Here is a 17148-nt window from a genome sequence, read left to right as displayed (position 1 = left end):
CACAGGCACGCAAAAGGGCGGAGCCCCGGATATATCCGGGGCTCCGCCCTGAACGCTGCCGACGCCTAAGGCGTACGGGAGGCCGTCAGTTGTCGTCCTCGTCGATCAGGAAGCCACGCATCGGCGAGGGCGCCTGCTGCATGGGCGAGGGGCCCTGCGGCCGGACCGGCGCCATCGGCTGGGTCATGGCCGGCGACATCTGCTGCTGACCGCCGTAGGACGGCGGGGCGGGAGCCGGGCCACCCATCTGCTGGCCACCGTAGGACGGCGCGCTCGCCCCGGCCGGAGCCATGGACGGGCTCGGCGCCGACGGAAGCGACGCGGCAGCCGGCGCACGCGGCGGGGCCAGCGAGTCGTCGGCCTGGGTCTCCAGCTGACGCAGCTGCGACTCCAGGTAGGACTTCAGACGCGTGCGGTACTCGCGCTCGAAGCCGCGCAGATCCTCGACCTTGCGCTCCAGCGTGGCGCGGGCGGACTCCAGGGAGCCCATCGCGACGCGGTGCTTCTCCTGCGCGTCCCGCTCGAGAGCGTCGGCCTTGGCACGGGCGTCGCGCTCCAGACCCTCGGCGCGGCTGCGGGCCTCGCCGACGATCTTGTTGGCCTCGGAACGGGCCTCGGCGATCGCCTGGTCGGCGGTCTGCTGCGCAAGCGAGAGCACGCGGGCGGCGCTGTCGCCACCGGGGCCCTGACCGGGCTGCCCCATCTGCGGGCCGCCGTGGCCACCCATCGGGCCACCCATGGGACCGCCCATCGGGCCGCCCATCTGCTGGGGCATCTGCTGCTGCATCTGACCCTGCATCTGCTGCTGCATCTGACCGGGACCCTGACCCATGGGGCCCTGGCCCATCGGACCCTGACCCATCGGGCCGGGACCCTGCTGGCCACCCTGGGCGCTGGGGCCCGCGGGCAGCTGCGGCGCACCGCTCGGCAGCTGGGGCGGGCCGCCCATGGGGCCGCCCATCTGCTGCTGCGGCGGACCCGATATGCCGGCGGGTACGGGAGCACCGGGACCGCGCATGCCCTGCGGGGGCCCTTGCTGTTGCTGCGGATCCTGCTGTTCGGGCGGCTTGCGCATGCCCTGCTGCTGGTTCTGCGCGGCGGCGCGCGTGGCAGCGGCCAGCTTGGCGCGCAGGTCCTCGTTCTCGCGGAGCAGGCGGGTCAGTTCGGCTTCGACCTCATCGAGGAAGGCATCGACCTCGTCCTCGTCATAGCCTTCTCGGAGGCGGACGGTCGTGAACTGCTTGTTCCGCACGTCCTCGGGGGTCAACGGCATCTCTTCACCTCAACGTAGTCGTCGGCATCGTCGGCGTTCGGCAAGACCGTATCGTTCACAGCCGGCTCACAACGGAGATCAGGATGTAGACGATGATCATCAGTACGAAGAAGGACAGGTCGAGCGCCACGCCCCCGAGACGCAGCGGCGGGATGAACCGCCGCAGAAGCTTGAGCGGTGGATCAGTGACAGTGTAGGTGGCCTCCAGAACGACCACCATCGCCTTGCCGGGTTGCCATGAGCGGGCGAACTGGAAGACGTAGTCCATGACCAGCCGGAAGATCAGCACGATGAGGAAACACATCAGCGCGACGTACAGAACCTGCGCAACCACGCTCATGATCCGTGCTTCCCTCTCCCCTGTTTCCGTGCCTTGTCCGGTCCTGCGTCTCAGCTCTGGTTGAAGAACCCGCCCTCTGCGATGCGAGCCTTGTCCTCCGCCGTGACATCGACGTTAGCAGGCGACAACAGGAACACCTTCTGCGTCACCCGCTCGATGCTCCCGTGAAGACCAAACACCAGACCGGCCGCAAAGTCGACAAGTCGCTTCGCGTCTGTGTCATCCATCTCAGTCAGATTCATGATCACCGGGGTGCCCTCACGGAAGTGTTCCCCGATGGTACGGGCCTCGTTGTAGGTCCGGGGGTGCAGTGTGGTGATCCTGTACGGCTCTCGTTCCGACACGACCTTGGGCATGATCACCGGTGCGTTCTTCTCCAGGCTTTGACGTTCTTGTGTGATGGACGCCACGGGGGCGATTCGCGCCGGACGCCCTGATTCCGCGGTGAGCGAAGCGGAATGTGACACGGGATCGCGTTGCACGGGCGGTTGCACCACTCGTACCGATTCGTCCCGTTGGGACTGATGCGGCTGGTGTGATTGATGCGACGGCTCGTGCCGTCGGCGGTCCCGCTCGGGCTCCGGGTCAAGCTCGGGCTCGAAGTCGTCGTCGGGGTCGAAGCCCCTGCCGTCGTACCCATCGTCCTCCACGAGGCCGAGGTAGACCGCCATCTTGCGCATCGCGCCGGCCATGCTCTGAGTCCTCCGCTCTGTGGTGGATCGGCTGACTATTGCCAAGTGCCCGCGATCCACGAGGTCGTTATGCCCACCTATGGTGGTAATGACCATATTTTCTGCTGTGGTCCGACTTCTTGGCGACGTTACCCGAGCCTGGGGCGGACTCCGAGTACCGCAGTACCGACGCGCACATGTGTCGCTCCGGCCGCCACGGCCTGTTCGAGGTCCGCACTCATCCCTGCCGAGACCATGTTCGCAGCCGGATGGGCGCTGCGCAGGTCAGTCGACAAATCCATCAGCCGCTCGAACGCCGCCGGTTCGCGCCCCGCGTACGGTCCGGTGAGCGGGGCGACGGTCATCAGTCCGTCGAGCCTGAGCCCCGGAGCCCCGGCGACGAGACCGGCCAACTCCTCGATACCACCGGTCCCTACACCACCGCGCTCCCCCCGTCCAGTCTCGTCGGCATCGAGCGCGACCTGGATGAGGCACCCCAGCTCGCGCTCCCGCCGCACCGCCTCCTTCGACAGGGCGGTGACGAGCCGGGCCCGGTCGACGGACTGCACGACATCCGCGTAACCGACCACGGAACGCACCTTGTTGGTCTGCAACTGACCGACAAAGTGCCAGGAGAGGGGCAGATCGGCGCAGGCCGCCGCCTTGGGCGCCGCGTCCTGGTCGCGGTTCTCTGCGACGTGGCGCACACCGAGTTCCGACAGGATCCGCACATCGTCGGCCGGGTAGGTCTTGGTGACCACGATCAGGGTCACTTCTTCGCGCTTGCGCCCGGCGGCCACACATGCCGCCGCGATACGCTCTTCCACTTTCGCCAGGTTTCCGGCGAGTTGAGCCTTACGGTCCGTCATGCCCCATCAGTCCAGCCACACATAGCCCGCGAGCCGACCCGTGGTGCGGTCACGGCGGTACGAGAAGTGATCATCGGACTCCAGCGTGCACACCGGCGACTGCTCCCGGTCGCGCACCCCGAGCCGCTCCAGTTGTGCGTGCACCCCCGCGGTCACGTCGACCGCCGGCGTGCCCCAGCTCGTCTCGGCGTACGCAGCGGGCTCGACGGCGGCGACCTCGGCGCGCATCGTGTCCGGTACCTCGTAGCAGCGGCCGCAGACGGCGGGGCCGGTGCGGGCGACGATCCGGGCGGGCTCGGCGCCGAGTTCGACCATGGCCGCGACCGCGGCGGGGACGACACCGGCGACCATGCCGGGCCGTCCCGCGTGGGCACCGGCCACGACACCGGCGACGGGGTCGGCGAGCAGTACGGGCGTGCAGTCCGCGGTGAGCACCGCGAGCGCGAGGCCCCGGCGCCTGGTGACCACGGCGTCCACCTGCGGCACCGGACGGTCTCCCCACGGCTCGTCGACGACGGCGACGTCGGGCCCGTGCACCTGGTTCATCCAGACGACCAGGTCCGGGTCGAGGCCGAGCGACTTGGCGGCCAGCTCCCGGTTGGCGCGTACGGAGCCGGGATCGTCGCCGACCGCTCCGCCGAGATTGAGCTCCTCGTACGGAACGGCGCTCACCCCGCCCCACCGGTCGGTGAAGGCGAAGTTCGCGCCGCTCCCAGTGCCCACTACGGAGCGCTGTCCTATCACTTGAGGAAGTCCGGCACGTCCAGCTCTTCGGCCGCGCTGTCGGAGTACGTCCGGGACGGCGGGACCGGCGGGGAGACCGGCGGCAGTTCGTTGCTTACCGGCTCCGGAGCGGGCTCCGGGGCCTCCTTCGGTGTGACGCTGCCCAGCGAGCCGAAGGACGGGCGGCTGTCGCCCGACCGGGCCGGTGTGGGTTCGTCGCGCTTGGCGGAGGACGAGCCGAGCACGGTGTCCCGCTTCGACGGAGGCTGCCCGCCGTCGAAGCCGGCCGCGATGACCGTGACCCGTACCTCGTCGCCGAGCGCGTCGTCGATGACCGCGCCGAAGATGATGTTGGCCTCGGGGTGCGCGGCCTCGCTCACCAGCTGGGCGGCCTCGTTGATCTCGAACAGGCCGAGGTCGGAGCCGCCGGAGATGGAGAGCAGCACGCCGCGGGCGCCGTCGATGGACGCCTCAAGGAGCGGCGAGGAGATCGCCATCTCGGCCGCGGCCACCGCGCGGTCGTCGCCGCGGGCCGAGCCGATGCCCATGAGCGCCGAACCCGCCTCGGACATCACGGACTTGACGTCGGCGAAGTCGAGGTTGATCAGACCGGGCGTGGTGATGAGGTCGGTGATGCCCTGAACACCGGAGAGCAGGACCTGGTCCGCCGACTTGAAGGCGTCGAGGACCGAGACCTGGCGGTCCGAGATGGACAGCAGCCGGTCGTTGGGGATGACGATGAGGGTGTCGACCTCTTCGCGGAGTTCCGCGATGCCGTCCTCGGCCTGGTTGGCGCGGCGCCGTCCCTCGAAGGTGAACGGACGCGTGACCACGCCGATGGTGAGCGCGCCGAGCGAGCGGGCGATGTTGGCCACGACGGGTGCTCCGCCGGTGCCGGTGCCGCCACCCTCGCCGGCCGTCACGAAGACCATGTCGGCCCCCTTGAGGACCTCCTCGATCTCCTCGCGGTGGTCCTCCGCCGCCTTGCGGCCGACGGCCGGGTTGGCTCCGGCGCCGAGTCCGCGGGTGAGTTCGCGGCCGACGTCGAGCTTGACGTCGGCGTCGCTCATCAACAGCGCCTGGGCGTCGGTGTTGATGGCGATGAACTCGACACCCTTGAGACCGACCTCGATCATCCGGTTGATGGCATTGACACCACCGCCGCCGACACCGATGACTTTGATGACTGCGAGGTAGTTCTGCGGTGCTGCCACGTCGAAGGCCTCTCGCCTCGAGTTACGTGTCGCCGCCTCGCACGTTCGCGATCCGACGACTGATGCCGAATGGGACGGTCCGAACGCCGACCCGAACCCTAACGCTGAAGTTTAGGGTTACCAGTGTGTCTGTTCCTTGGACTCTTCCGAACAGGACACTAAGTCGACAAGTGGCGCACGTTCAACGAACACGCCGAACCTCCCGTTTTTCTTTTCACCCTATGTGATCAGCCGTAGCGCTGCCCAACCAGGGTGCTGGCCTGCGCGGATGTGCGTCAACTCCCCGATGACGCAGGGGCGGTGGGAACGCTGACATCGAAGTGCCGCGCCTCTGGAGCGGCTTTCATGAGAGCGCCGAGCGTACGGGCCTTGACGCCGCTCTTCTCGCCACTTCCCCACAGGACGGTCCGGTTGCCGCTCAACTCCAGCAAGATGGAGTCGTACGAACGGACCTTGACGACCTGGGTGTCACGCGCGACCGCGGCCGGAAGGGAACCCGCGACGCGCACCGCCTCACGCATCAGCCGGTCGGTCCCGAATCGGCGCGTGCCCGCGGACCGGGACACCGTCAATTCCAGTGCGGGAACGCCCTTCGGGGCGCGCGAAACCGTGGCATATCGCACGCCCTTGGCGTCCACTTCGACGAACTTTCCGCCCTTTTCGGCAATGAGAACCGGGGTGCGCTCGATCACTTTCAGCCCGATTCCGTGGGGCCAGGAACGGACGACATCAACCGAGTCAATTCGGGGCAATTTCCGGCGCAGTCTTGCCTCAATCACATCGGTGTCGACTGAAATCAACGGCGATCCGACCGGAACGTCGGCCGCCTCGACGACCTGATCGGACGTCAGGACCCGTGTCCCCGAGGCCGATACGCGCTCCACGCGCAGCCACTGCGAACCGTAGAGCACCCAGAGACAGCCCGCGCCGAGCAGGGCGAGGCAGACGACCGGAATGATGAGCTTACGAGGCTTCGGAAGCCTCCTGAGGAGCGGTGGCCGGGGCGGGCCGGAGTCCGGATCCTGTCGGGCTTGCCGTTCGCCGCGTTCGGCGGTGGTCGGTCCGGCCACGCTCCCCTGCCTTCTGCCACGCGCTAACGGCGTGACGCGATCGCCTCGTACACCATCCCGACGAGCAGGTCGTCGGCGTCCCGGCGGCCGAACTCGGAGGCGGCGCGGGACATCTCGAACAGCCGGTGCGGATCGGCGAGCACGGGCAGGACGTTGGTCTGCACCCACTGCGGTGTCAGTTCCGCGTCGTCGATCAGCAGTCCGCCGCCGGCCTTGACCACCGGCTGGGCGTTGAGCCGCTGTTCGCCGTTGCCGATGGGCAGCGGGACGTAGACGGCGGGGAGCCCGACGGCGGAGAGTTCGGCGACGGTCATCGCGCCCGCGCGGCAGAGCATCATGTCGGCCGCGGCGTACGCGAGGTCCATCCGGTCCACGTACGGTACCGGGATGTACGGGGGCATCCCCGGCATCTGGTGGACCTGCGGCAGTTCGTTCTTCGGGCCGACCGCGTGCAGGATCTGGATACCGGCCTGCTGGAGGTACGGGGCGGCCTGCTGGACCACCTCATTGAGGCGGCGCGCGCCCTGAGAGCCGCCGGAGACCAGCAGGGTCGGCAGGGCGGGGTCGAGCCCGAACGCGGCGCGGGCCTGCGGGCGTACGGCGGCCCGGTCGAGCGTGGCGATCGAGCGGCGCAGCGGGATACCGATGTAGCGGGCGTCGCGCAGCTTGCTGTCCGGCGTGGAGACGGCGACCCGGGCGGCGTACCGCGAACCGATCTTGTTGGCGAGGCCGGGGCGGGCGTTGGCCTCGTGGATGACGATCGGGACACCGAGCCGCTTGGCCGCGAGGTAGGCGGGCAGGGCGACATAGCCGCCGAAGCCGACGACCGCGTCGGCCTTGGTGCGTTCCAGGATCTGCTCGGCCGCCTTGATCGTGCCACGCAGCCGTCCAGGGACGGTGATCAGCTCGGGGGTGGGCTTGCGCGGCAGCGGCACCGCGGGGATCAGCGCGAGTTCATAGCCTCGCTCTGGTACGAGTCGGGTCTCGAGTCCGCGCTCCGTGCCCAGGGCCGTGATACCCACGGTCGGGTCCTGCCTGCGCAGGGCGTCCGCGAGGGCGAGCGCGGGCTCGATGTGGCCGGCGGTCCCCCCACCGGCGAGTACGACATGCACCGAAATTCACCGCTCTCCGGACGAACGCGCCGCGGCGCGCCGTCGCATCGTGTTCCATCTCCGAGGCCCCGCGGCCCCTGCGGAGCCTCTCACCGCAGCCCGCTTTCTGCCAAAGCGGGGTTGCCGCATCGCAAGCGCCGCCCGCGCAGCGGGATCCTCACGCGCGAAGGCGATCAGGAGCCCGATGGCGAACATGGTCGGAAGCAGGGCGGATCCCCCGTAGGAGAACAGCGGGAGCGGGACGCCGGCGATCGGCAGCAGCCCGAGCACCGCACCGATGTTGATCACGGCCTGGGCCGTGATCCAGGTGGTCACGCCTCCCGCGGCATACCTCACGAAGGGGTCCTCCGTGCGTCCGGCCACGCGGATACCCGCATAGCCTAGAGCCGCGAAGAGTGCGAGCACCGACAGCGTCCCCGCGAGGCCCAGTTCCTCACCGGTGATGGCGAAGATGAAGTCGGTGTGGGCTTCGGGCAGTTGCCCCCATTTCTCCACACTGGCGCCGAGGCCGGAGCCGAAGAGCCCGCCGGAGGCGAGGGCGTAGATGCCGTGCACGGCCTGCCAGCAGTCGACGGGGCCCGACTGGGGTTCGGTGGCTCCCAGGCAGGAGAGGCGGGCCATGCGGTTGGGGCTGGTCTTGATGAGGATGAAGCCGATGGTCAGGGCGACGGCGAGCACGCCCCCGAAGAGCCGTGTGGGCGCCCCCGCGAGCCACAGCAGTCCGAACAGGATCGCGGTGAGGATGATCGCCGTGCCCATGTCGCCGCCGAGCATGATCAGCCCGAGCAGCATGAAGGCCACCGGAACGAGCGGCACCAGCATGTGCTTCCACTGCGCCAGCAGTCGCTTGTCCTGTTTGCGGGCGAGCAGGTCGGCGCCCCACAGGACGAGGGCGAGCTTGCCGAACTCACTGGGCTGGAGCTGGAAGGGGCCGCCGACCGCGATCCAGTTCTGGTTGCCGTTGACCGCGACTCCTATCCCCGGCACCTGGACGAGGATCATCAGGAAGACCGAGCCGAGCAGCATCGGGTATGCCAGCGCCCGGTGCAGCTTGGACGGCATCCGTGAGGCGGCGAGGAGCAGCAGACCGCCGAGCACGGCGGCGAGGAACTGCTTGCGGAAGAAGTACGACCCGGGCAGCGAAAGCTGGAGCGCGGTGATCTGCGAGGCGGAGTACACCATCACCAGACCGAGGACGGTGATCAGGAGGCTGCCGCCGAGGATCAGGTAGTAGGCGGTCAGCGGCCGGTCCCAGGCGCGGCGTACGCGCGTGTAGAGGCGTCCTACGGGGTTGTCACGAGGGGGGCGGGGCCCGGCGGGCCGGCGGGGGGCCCGCTGGACGGGAGGACGCCCGGTACGGCTACTGGACATCGGCGGCACCTGCCATGCCGTGGGAGGGCGTCCCGCCGGGGGTCTCCCCGGGCCGTTCGCCCCGAATCTCCCCGGACCGTCCGGGCCCTGGGGGCGGGACGGCACGGCACAGTGCCGTGCCACCGGCGGAAAGCCACCGACGAAGCCCCAGCCGGATCCGTGTCACGCGTCCCTCCCAGGTGTGCCCGGCGCCGCCGGGCAAGGCGGACCCGGGTCAGCCGTCGACGGCGCCGAGTTCGCGAACCGCCTCCGCGAAAGCGTCGCCGCGCTTGTTGTAGTTGGTGAACATGTCCATGGACGCACAGGCCGGCGCCAGCAGGACAGTGTCTCCCGGCTCGGAGAGCCGTGCGGCCTCACGAACCGCCGCGAGCATCGCCCCAGTGTCGGTCCGGTCGAGGTCGACCACGGGTACTTCCGGCGCGTGTCGCGCGAGCGCTTCACGGATGAGGGCCCGGTCCGCACCGAACAGGACGACGCCCCGCAGTCGCTTTGCCGACTTGGCGACCAGTTCGTCGAAGGTCGCGCCCTTGGCCAGCCCGCCGGCGATCCACACGATCGACTCGTACGCCGCCAAAGAGGCTTCCGCCGCATGCGTGTTGGTGGCCTTGGAGTCGTCGATGTAGGCGACCCGGTCCACGTCGGCCACGTGCTGGATGCGGTGGGCGTCGGGCCTGAAGGCCCGCAGACCGTCCCGTACGGCCGCGGCGGGCACCCCGAAGGCGCGGGCCAGGGCCGCCGCCGCAAGGGCGTTGGCGATGTTGTGCGGGGCGGGCGGGTTGACGTCCGCGATCTCGGCGAGTTCCTGGGCCTGCTTGTGCCGGTCCTCGACGAAGGCGCGGTCGACCAGGATGCCCTCCACGACGCCGAGTTGGGACGGGCCCGGTGTGCCGAGCGTGAAGCCGACCGCCCGGCAGCCCTCCTCGACGTCCGCCCCGCGCACCAGGTCCTCGGTGGCCTTGTCGGCCATGTTGTAGACGCAGGCGACCCGATTGCCCTCGTAGATACGCCCCTTGTCGGCGGCGTACGCCTCCATGGAGCCGTGCCAGTCGAGGTGGTCCGGGGCGAGGTTCAGGACGGCGGCGGAGTGGGCGCGCAGCGAGGGCGCCCAGTGGAGCTGGTAGCTGGACAGCTCGACGGCAAGTACGTCGTAGGCGTCGTCGCCTTCCTGGACCACGTCGACGATCGGGGTGCCGATGTTGCCCACGGCGGCCGTACGAAGGCCCGCGGCGTCCAGGATCGAGGCGAGCATCTGTGTCGTGGTGGTCTTGCCGTTGGTGCCCGTGACGGCGAGCCAGGGCGCGGCGTCGGGGCCGCGCAGGCGCCAGGCGATCTCCACGTCGCCGACGACGTCCACGCCCGCCTCCGCGGCGGCCTGGAAGAGAGGGCTGGACGGCTTCCAGCCCGGCGAGGTGACCACGAGGTCGGTGCCCTCGGGAAGCGTCTCGGCGTCCGCCAGACGTACCGAAATGCCTTGCCCCTCAAGGGAGGCGGCCCTCTCCCGGTGGGCCTCCGAGGAGCCCCCGTCGACGACCGTGACCGACGCGCCGAGGCCGGCCAGGGCGCGGGCGGCGCTGATGCCGCTCACGCCGAGACCGGCGACGGTGATGTTCATGCTCTGCCAGTCGAGCGCGGTCGTCACTTCTGGGCTGCCCATCCCGCGTAGAAGAGGCCGAGTCCGACGATCACGCACATGCCCTGGATGATCCAGAAGCGGACCACCACAAGGACCTCGGACCACCCCTTGAGTTCGAAGTGGTGCTGGAGCGGTGCCATTCGGAAGACGCGCTTGCCGGTGAGGCGGAACGAGCCGACCTGGATGACGACCGACATGGTGATCAGGACGAAGAGACCGCCGAGCAGCGCGACAAGGAGCTCGGTGCGGGAGCAGATCGCGAGGCCGGCGAGCGCGCCGCCGAGGGCCAGCGAACCGGTGTCACCCATGAAGATCTTGGCGGGCGAGGTGTTCCACCACAGGAAGCCGAAGCAGGCGCCCATCAGGGCCGCGGCGACGACGGCGAGGTCGAGCGGATCTCGTACCTCGTAGCAGGCGGCCGGGTTGGTGAGGGTCTGCGCGTTGGCACAGGACTCCTGGAACTGCCAGACACCGATGAACGTGTACGCGCCGAAGACCATCACGGAGGCGCCGGTGGCGAGGCCGTCGAGGCCGTCCGTGAGGTTCACGCCGTTCGACATCGCGAGGATCATGAACAGCGCCCAGATCACGAACAGCACCGGGCCGATGGACCAGCCGAAGTCCTGCACGAAGGACAGCTTGGTGGAGGCCGGGGTGTTGTTGCGGTTGTCCGCGAACTGCAGCGCGAGCACCGCGAAGGAGATGCCGACGATCAGCTGACCGGCCATCTTGGCCTTGGCCCGCAAGCCCAGCGAACGCCGCTTGACGATCTTGATGTAGTCGTCGAGGAAGCCGACCAGGCCCATGCCCGTCATCAGGCCGAGCACCAGCACTCCGGAGAACCTCGGCGGCTGGCCGGTGATCACCTTGCTGAGGAAGTACGCCAGGAGCGTGGCCAGGATGAAGGCGATACCGCCCATGGTCGGCGTACCGCGCTTGGCGTGGTGCTCGCGCGGGCCGTCGTCCCGGATGTACTGCCCGTAGCCCTTGCGGGCCAGCAGCTTGATCAGCAGAGGGGTGCCCACGAGAGTCAGGAAGAGGCCGATGACTCCCGCGAAGAGGATCTGATTCATCGGACGGCAACCTCACCCTCGGTGCCCTCGACCAGCGCCTCTGCGACCCGCTCCAGGCCGACCGACCGGGACGCCTTCACGAGTACGACGTCTCCCGGGCGCAGTTGACTGCGCAACAGGTCGATCGCCGCCTGTGTGTCGGACACGTGCACCGACTCCTCACCCCACGAACCCTCGTTATATGCGCCCAGTTGCAGCCAGGACGCTTCCCTGCCCCCGACCGCGACGAGCTTGCCGACATTGAGCCGGACGGCGAGCCGTCCGACCGCGTCGTGCTCGGCGAGCGCCTCGTCCCCGAGCTCGGCCATCTGACCGAGCACCGCCCAGGTCCGCCGCCCCTTGCCCATGGCCGCGAGCGCGCGCAGGGCGGCTCGCATGGACTCGGGGTTCGCGTTGTAGGCGTCGTTGACGACCGTCACGCCGTCCGGGCGCTCGGTGACCTCCATCCGCCAGCGGGAGAGGGAGCCCGCCTCGGAGAGCGCGGTGGCGATCTCGTCTGCGGACATGCCCAGCTCATGGGCGACGGCGGCCGCGGCGAGCGCGTTCGACACGTGGTGCTCACCGTACAGGCGCATGGTCACGTCGCTGCACCCGGAGGGTGTGTGAAGCCTGAACATGGGCTGTCCGCTCTCCGTGAGCGTCACGTTCTCGGCCCGTACGTCCGCTTCGCCGGACTCTCCGAAGAGGATCACGCGTGCTTTCGTCCGCGAGGCCATGGCGCGGACGAGGGGATCGTCGGCGTTCAGGATCGCGACGCCGCCGGCCTCTGCCGGAGGCAGGCTCTCCACCAACTCGCCCTTGGCCCGGGCGATTTGCTCGCGGCCGCCGAACTCGCCGATGTGGGCGGTGCCGACGTTCAGGACGAGGCCGACCTTCGGGGGCGTCAGATCCGTGAGGTACCGGATGTGGCCGATGCCGCGGGCCCCCATCTCCAGGACGAGGAACCGGGTCTCCTCGGTGGCGCTGAGGGCGGTGAGCGGCAGCCCGATCTCGTTGTTGAGCGAGCCCGGCGTGTAGACCGTCGGCGCCTTGCGCTGCAGCACCTGGGCGATCAGGTCCTTGGTGCTGGTCTTGCCCGCGGAACCGGTGAGGGCCACGAGGGTCGCGCCGAGCCGTTCGACGACATGGCGTGCGAGGGCGCCCAGGGCCGCCTGGACGTCGTCCACGACGATCGCGGGCACGCCGACGGGCCGTGACGCCAGCACGGCCACCGCGCCCGCCTCGACGACGCTCGCCGCGAAGTCGTGCCCGTCCACGCGCTCGCCCACGAAGGCGACGAAGAGGCTGCCTGGCTCCACCTCACGGGAGTCTCTGACGACCCGTCCGGTGACCTGGACCGACGGATCCGGTATGTCGTGCGTCTGCCCGCCGACAACTGAGGCGATCTCGGCGAGGGAGAGGGCGATCACAAGTTCATCCCTGGGTCTTCTGGATAGCTTCGCGAAGCACCTGGCGGTCGTCGAAGGGACGGACCACTCCGGCGATGTCCTGGCCCTGCTCATGACCTTTGCCCGCGACCAGCACCGTGTCGCCCGGCTGAGCGCGGGCGACGGCCGCTGCGATCGCGGCGGCCCGGTCCTCGAAGACCTGGACCTCTCCGCGCTCGTGCGCCGGCACCTCGGCGGCGCCCGCGAGCATCGTGGCGAGGATCGCGAGGGGGTCCTCGGAGCGGGGGTTGTCCGATGTCAGTACGGCGGTGTCGGCGAGGCGGGCCGCGGCGGCGCCCATGGGCATCCGCTTGGTCTTGTCCCGGTCCCCGCCACAGCCGAGGACGATGTGCAGTTCGCCCTCGGTGACCTTGCGCAGGGCCCGCAGCACGGACTCCACGGCGTCCGTCTTGTGTGCGTAGTCGACCACCGCGAGGTACGGCTGTCCGGCGTCCACGCGCTCCAGCCGGCCCGGCACGCCCGGTACGGCGGCGATGCCGTCCGCGGCGGTCTGCGGGTCGAGCCCGGCGACGGCGAGGGAGACGATCGCGGCGAGCGTGTTGGCGACGTTGAAGGGGCCCGCGAGCGGCGACTTGGCGGTGATGCGCTCGCCCTTGGGGCCGACCGCGACGAAGACCGAGTCCATCGGGCCGACCTGGACCTCGTCGGCCCGCCAGTCGGCGTCCGGGTGGCCCTCCGCGGAGAACGTCACCACGGGCACCGTGGCTTCCTTGGCGAGCCTGCGTCCGTACTCGTCGTCGAGGTTGACCACGCCGAGCCGGCTGCGTTCCGGCGTGAACAACTGCGCCTTGGCCCGGAAGTAGTCCTCCATGTCGGAGTGGAACTCCATGTGCTCCGGGCTGAGGTTGGTGAAGACCGCGATGTCGAAGATGCAGCCGTCGACCCGGCCGAGGACCAGGGCGTGGCTGGAGACCTCCATGGCGACCGCGTCGACGCCGCGCTCGCGCATGACGGCGAACAGCGCCTGGAGATCGGTCGCTTCGGGGGTCGTGCGCTCCGACTTGATGCGCTCGTCGCCGATGCGCATCTCCACGGTGCCGATGAGGCCGGTACTGCGAACCGTCTTCAGGCCGCCCTCGACCAGGTACGCGGTGGTGGTCTTGCCGGACGTGCCGGTGATGCCGATCTGGAGCAGGTCGGGACCCGGGTGGCCGTAGATCGAGGCGGCCAGTTCGCCCATCGTCCGGCGCGGGTCGTCGACGACGAGGACCGGCAGACCGGTGGCCGCCGCGCGCTCGGCACCCGTCGGATCGGTCAGCACGGCGGCGGCGCCGAGGCCGGCCGCCTGCGTCACGAAGTCGGCGCCGTGCATCCGGGCGCCGGGCAACGCGGCGTACAGGTCGCCGGGGCGCACGGCTCGGGAGTCATGGGTGATGCCCGTGACCTCGACGGCTCCCTGCGCGCCCTGCGGCGCCGGGGCCGACATCTGATCGGCGACCACTGCCACAAGTTCCGCGAGGGGTGTGGCGGAGTTCTGAACCGGTCGCGGCGGCCCCGGATATGTCACAGGAACGCCCTTCTGGGTGGTTTGGGACTGATCAGCGTGTGGCACGGCGGTGAGCGTACCGGGCACACCCCCGCCGGAGCGAAGCGAGGGGCGTGGCGGAGTGTGCGGCGTGCCGTGGTTCCCGGGGTCGGGAGTGATCGTTGTCACGAGCTGTTCCTGGTCGGTGATCCGGGGTGCTGGAGCATGGCGTTCCGGTCGGTGCCGATGAGGGCCCGGCCGGGGCTGGTCGGAGCTGGTCAGGGCGTGAAAGTGACGGGAAGTCTGGCGGCCTGGGCCCCGGTGGGCGGCACCTGGAGGGTCTTCAGGGCGAACTCCAGGACCTCCTTGTAGACGGGCCCGCAGATCTGACCGCCGAAGTAGCTCCCCTCGGTGGCGTTCTGGATCGCGCAGTAGACGGTCACCCGGGGGTTGTCCGCGGGCGCGAATCCGGCGAAGGAAGAGGTATAGCCGTGGTAGCGGCCGGTGGCCGGATCCACACGGTTGGCCGTGCCGGTCTTGCCCGCGACGCGGTAGCCGGGGATACGCGCCTTGGTGCCCGTACCCTCCCGGTCGTCCACGACGGACTCCAGCATCTGCGCCAGGGTCTTCGCCGTCTTCTCGCTGACGACCCGTGTCTCCTTGGGCTTGGCGGCCGGGGTGAAGCGCCCGTCGGGACCCTTCGTGCCGCGGACGAGTGTCGGTTCGATCCGTACACCGCCGTTGGCGATCGTCGAGTAGACGGAGGCCGCCTGCATCGCGTTGATCGACACGCCCTGGCCGAAAGGAATCGTGTACTGCTGGGAGGTCGACCACTGGCCGGCGGGCGCGAGGATGCCCCTCGTCTCGCCGGGGAAGCCGAGACCGGTGTAGTCGCCGATGCCGAACTTGCGCAGATACGAGTAGAGGACCTGGTTGGCCTCCTGCTGCGTCTTGCCCAGCTGGCCGGTCGCCAGGATCGTGCCGATGTTGCTGGACTTGGCGAGGACGCCGTTGAGCGTCAGGTACCAGGTCGGGTGGTCGATGTCGTCGCGGAAGAGGCGGTCGCCGCGGTGCAGCCGGTTGGGCACGGTCACGTGCGTCGCGGGCGTGGCGGCTTTCTCCTCCAGGACTGCGGCCATCGACATGACCTTGGCGGTCGAGCCGGGCTCGTAGGCGTCTTCGAGGCCCCAGTTGTGCAGGGCGTTCCCGTCCGCCTTGGAGAGGTCGTTCGGATCGAATCCGGGCGAGTTGGCCATCGCGAGGATCTCGCCGGTCTTGTTGTCCTGCACTATGACGTACCCGCGGTCCGCCTTGGACTCCTTCACCTGCTCGGCGATGGCGTTCTGGGCGGCCCACTGGATGTCGCGGTCGATGGTCAGCTCGACCTCGGAACCGGCCACGGCGGGCTTCTCGGTGGAGCCCGCGGTCGGCACCTGCCGGCCGCCGGACTGGGCGTAGCGGATCTCGCCGTCCTTGCCCGACAGCTCCTTGTTCAGCTGCTGCTCGATGCCGCCGCCGCCCTTGCCGTCGGCGTTGACCCAGCCCAGTACCCCGGCGCCGAGCTCACCGTTCGGATAGACCCGCTTGCTGCTGGGCTCCTGGAGGACACCCGCCAGGATGTTCGCCGACCCGTCCTCGCCGGCCTTGTCGGCGAGCGTGCTCTTCAGGTCCTTGATCTGCGTCCAGACCTGGGGGGTCTGGCGCCGGGCGAGCACGACGTACCGGGTGTTCTTGGTCCGGAGCTTCGCGGCGAGTTCGTCGGGGTCCTTGTCGAGGATCGGGCCGAGCAGGGCGGCGGCCTGCTCGGGGGCGTCGCCGGTCTTCGTCGCCTTCCGCGTGAACAGCGTGGGGTCGGCGGTGATGTCGTTGGCGTCCACGCTGATCGCCATGTCGACGCCGTTGCGGTCGGTGATCCCGCCGCGCTCGGCGGCCAGGGTGCGGCTGAGGTACCGGTTCTTCTCGGCCTTGGCCGTGTACTCGCTCGCGTCGACGGCCTGCACCTGGAGGAGCCGGACGACGAAGGCGATCAGTACGAGGGCCAGGGCGAGGCTGACCAGACGCAGCCGCGGACGGGGGCTGCCGAGACGGATGACACGCGGGCCCTGTCCCTGACCCCGGGACGGGGCCGGACGGCGGGCGGGGCGTGCGCCCGGCCCCGGCCGCCGCTGGCTGCCGGGACGTACGGGCCTGGCGGGCGAGGGCACCCGGCGGCGCGGGGGTTCCCTGTCGGACACTTCCGTCACCTGCCGGGATTCGTAGCGGGCTGCGTGGGCTGGGGGGACGGCTCCGTGACCGTCTCCGCGACCGGTTCGGCCGCCGCGGTCGGCACGGCGGGCGCGGTGGGCGTCCGGGTCTCGGCGGGCGTCGGGGGCCCGGCGGGTCCCTGGCTCTCGGTGGGCGTCGGAGACGGCGAGGGGAGGAGCACGTCGGGCGGGCGGATCACGGGGACCGACACGGAGGACTGCTCGGCGGCCGCGCTGGGAACACCGCGGACGCTGCCGTCGGGGTTGAGGAAGGCCGGGTCGCCGCCGGGCACCATGCCCAGCTCGCGGGCGCGGCGCTGGAGGGCGTCGGGGGCGGAGTAGGCGTCCACGTCCCGCTGGAGCGCCTGTTCCTCGTCGGTGAGGCTCTTGGTGTCCCTCTGGAGGTCGTCGAGCTGGAACGACCCTTCGCTCAGCGCAGAGTTCAGGACCAGGAGTCCGATCAGGCCGCCGCCGAGCAGCAGTACGACCAGGAGCACGAAGGGCGTACGGGCGGCCTGTCCGGGGCCCGTCGGGAAGAGTCGCGCGAGCCGGGCTGCCCGCCCTCTCAGCTCGGGTTTGCTACTCACGTGCCCTCCCGCTGAGCCGGCGTGCCCGGCTGATGGGTCCGGGCCTGCGACCCACA

The 17148-nt window shown here is 69.9% G+C and carries 15 protein-coding genes; all 15 read right to left on the bottom strand.

Annotation, left to right across the window (positions count from 1 at the left end):
• Positions 1 to 85: 85 nt before the first annotated feature.
• The 15 genes from OG718_RS38725 to OG718_RS38655 all read right to left on the bottom strand — a co-directional run bounded on the left by OG718_RS38725 (position 86) and on the right by OG718_RS38655 (position 17092).
• Positions 86 to 1273, bottom strand: a complete 1188-nt coding sequence (locus tag OG718_RS38725; protein WP_143637835.1) for a DivIVA domain-containing protein — start codon at positions 1271 to 1273, stop codon at positions 86 to 88.
• Positions 1274 to 1328: 55 nt separating this feature from the next.
• Positions 1329 to 1613, bottom strand: coding sequence for a YggT family protein (locus OG718_RS38720; RefSeq protein WP_055612103.1), 285 nt, complete (start codon positions 1611 to 1613; stop codon positions 1329 to 1331).
• A gap of 50 nt (positions 1614 to 1663) precedes the next feature.
• Complete coding sequence (locus OG718_RS38715) at positions 1664 to 2305, bottom strand: cell division protein SepF (protein WP_055612102.1); 642 nt, start codon at positions 2303 to 2305, stop codon at positions 1664 to 1666.
• A 128-nt stretch (positions 2306 to 2433) separates the two neighbouring features.
• Positions 2434 to 3153, bottom strand: coding sequence for a YggS family pyridoxal phosphate-dependent enzyme (locus tag OG718_RS38710; protein WP_143637837.1), 720 nt, complete (start codon positions 3151 to 3153; stop codon positions 2434 to 2436).
• 6 nt (positions 3154 to 3159) lie between these two features.
• Entirely contained in the window at positions 3160 to 3897 is a 738-nt protein-coding gene (gene pgeF / locus OG718_RS38705; protein ID WP_143637839.1) for a peptidoglycan editing factor PgeF, read from the bottom strand.
• The gene (ftsZ, locus tag OG718_RS38700) at positions 3894 to 5090 is read right to left on the bottom strand and encodes a cell division protein FtsZ (protein ID WP_143637841.1); all 1197 of its coding nucleotides are present in this window, start codon (positions 5088 to 5090) and stop codon (positions 3894 to 3896) included. Before ftsZ ends, pgeF begins: the two co-directional genes overlap by 4 nt.
• A gap of 275 nt (positions 5091 to 5365) precedes the next feature.
• Positions 5366 to 6160 (bottom strand): cell division protein FtsQ/DivIB, encoded by a 795-nt coding sequence (locus OG718_RS38695; protein WP_328846388.1) that lies wholly within the window; start codon positions 6158 to 6160, stop codon positions 5366 to 5368.
• A gap of 23 nt (positions 6161 to 6183) precedes the next feature.
• Complete coding sequence (murG, locus tag OG718_RS38690; RefSeq protein WP_143637845.1) at positions 6184 to 7272, bottom strand: undecaprenyldiphospho-muramoylpentapeptide beta-N-acetylglucosaminyltransferase; 1089 nt, start codon at positions 7270 to 7272, stop codon at positions 6184 to 6186.
• 6 nt (positions 7273 to 7278) lie between these two features.
• The gene (ftsW, locus tag OG718_RS38685; protein WP_143637847.1) at positions 7279 to 8643 is read right to left on the bottom strand and encodes a putative lipid II flippase FtsW; all 1365 of its coding nucleotides are present in this window, start codon (positions 8641 to 8643) and stop codon (positions 7279 to 7281) included.
• A 214-nt stretch (positions 8644 to 8857) separates the two neighbouring features.
• A complete protein-coding gene (murD, locus tag OG718_RS38680) occupies positions 8858 to 10297 on the bottom strand; it encodes a UDP-N-acetylmuramoyl-L-alanine--D-glutamate ligase (RefSeq protein ID WP_143637849.1) in 1440 nt (479 codons plus the stop codon).
• A complete protein-coding gene (gene mraY, locus OG718_RS38675; protein WP_143637851.1) occupies positions 10279 to 11349 on the bottom strand; it encodes a phospho-N-acetylmuramoyl-pentapeptide-transferase in 1071 nt (356 codons plus the stop codon). The genes murD and mraY overlap by 19 nt, the downstream gene beginning before the upstream one ends.
• Positions 11346 to 12758, bottom strand: coding sequence for a UDP-N-acetylmuramoyl-tripeptide--D-alanyl-D-alanine ligase (locus OG718_RS38670; RefSeq protein ID WP_328846387.1), 1413 nt, complete (start codon positions 12756 to 12758; stop codon positions 11346 to 11348). Before OG718_RS38670 ends, mraY begins: the two co-directional genes overlap by 4 nt.
• A gap of 4 nt (positions 12759 to 12762) precedes the next feature.
• Entirely contained in the window at positions 12763 to 14451 is a 1689-nt protein-coding gene (locus tag OG718_RS38665; RefSeq protein ID WP_328846386.1) for a UDP-N-acetylmuramoyl-L-alanyl-D-glutamate--2,6-diaminopimelate ligase, read from the bottom strand.
• A gap of 89 nt (positions 14452 to 14540) precedes the next feature.
• Positions 14541 to 16496, bottom strand: a complete 1956-nt coding sequence (locus OG718_RS38660) for a peptidoglycan D,D-transpeptidase FtsI family protein (RefSeq protein WP_313904875.1) — start codon at positions 16494 to 16496, stop codon at positions 14541 to 14543.
• Positions 16497 to 16501: 5 nt separating this feature from the next.
• Complete coding sequence (locus OG718_RS38655; RefSeq protein ID WP_143637857.1) at positions 16502 to 17092, bottom strand: FtsB family cell division protein; 591 nt, start codon at positions 17090 to 17092, stop codon at positions 16502 to 16504.
• Positions 17093 to 17148: the final 56 nt, after the last annotated feature.

Origin of the sequence: Streptomyces sp. NBC_00258, assembly GCF_036182465.1 — a bacterium.
In the GTDB taxonomy this organism is placed as follows: domain Bacteria; phylum Actinomycetota; class Actinomycetes; order Streptomycetales; family Streptomycetaceae; genus Streptomyces.
Note: the sequence above shows the minus strand (reverse complement) of the source record. Positions and strands in the feature narration are given on the sequence as shown.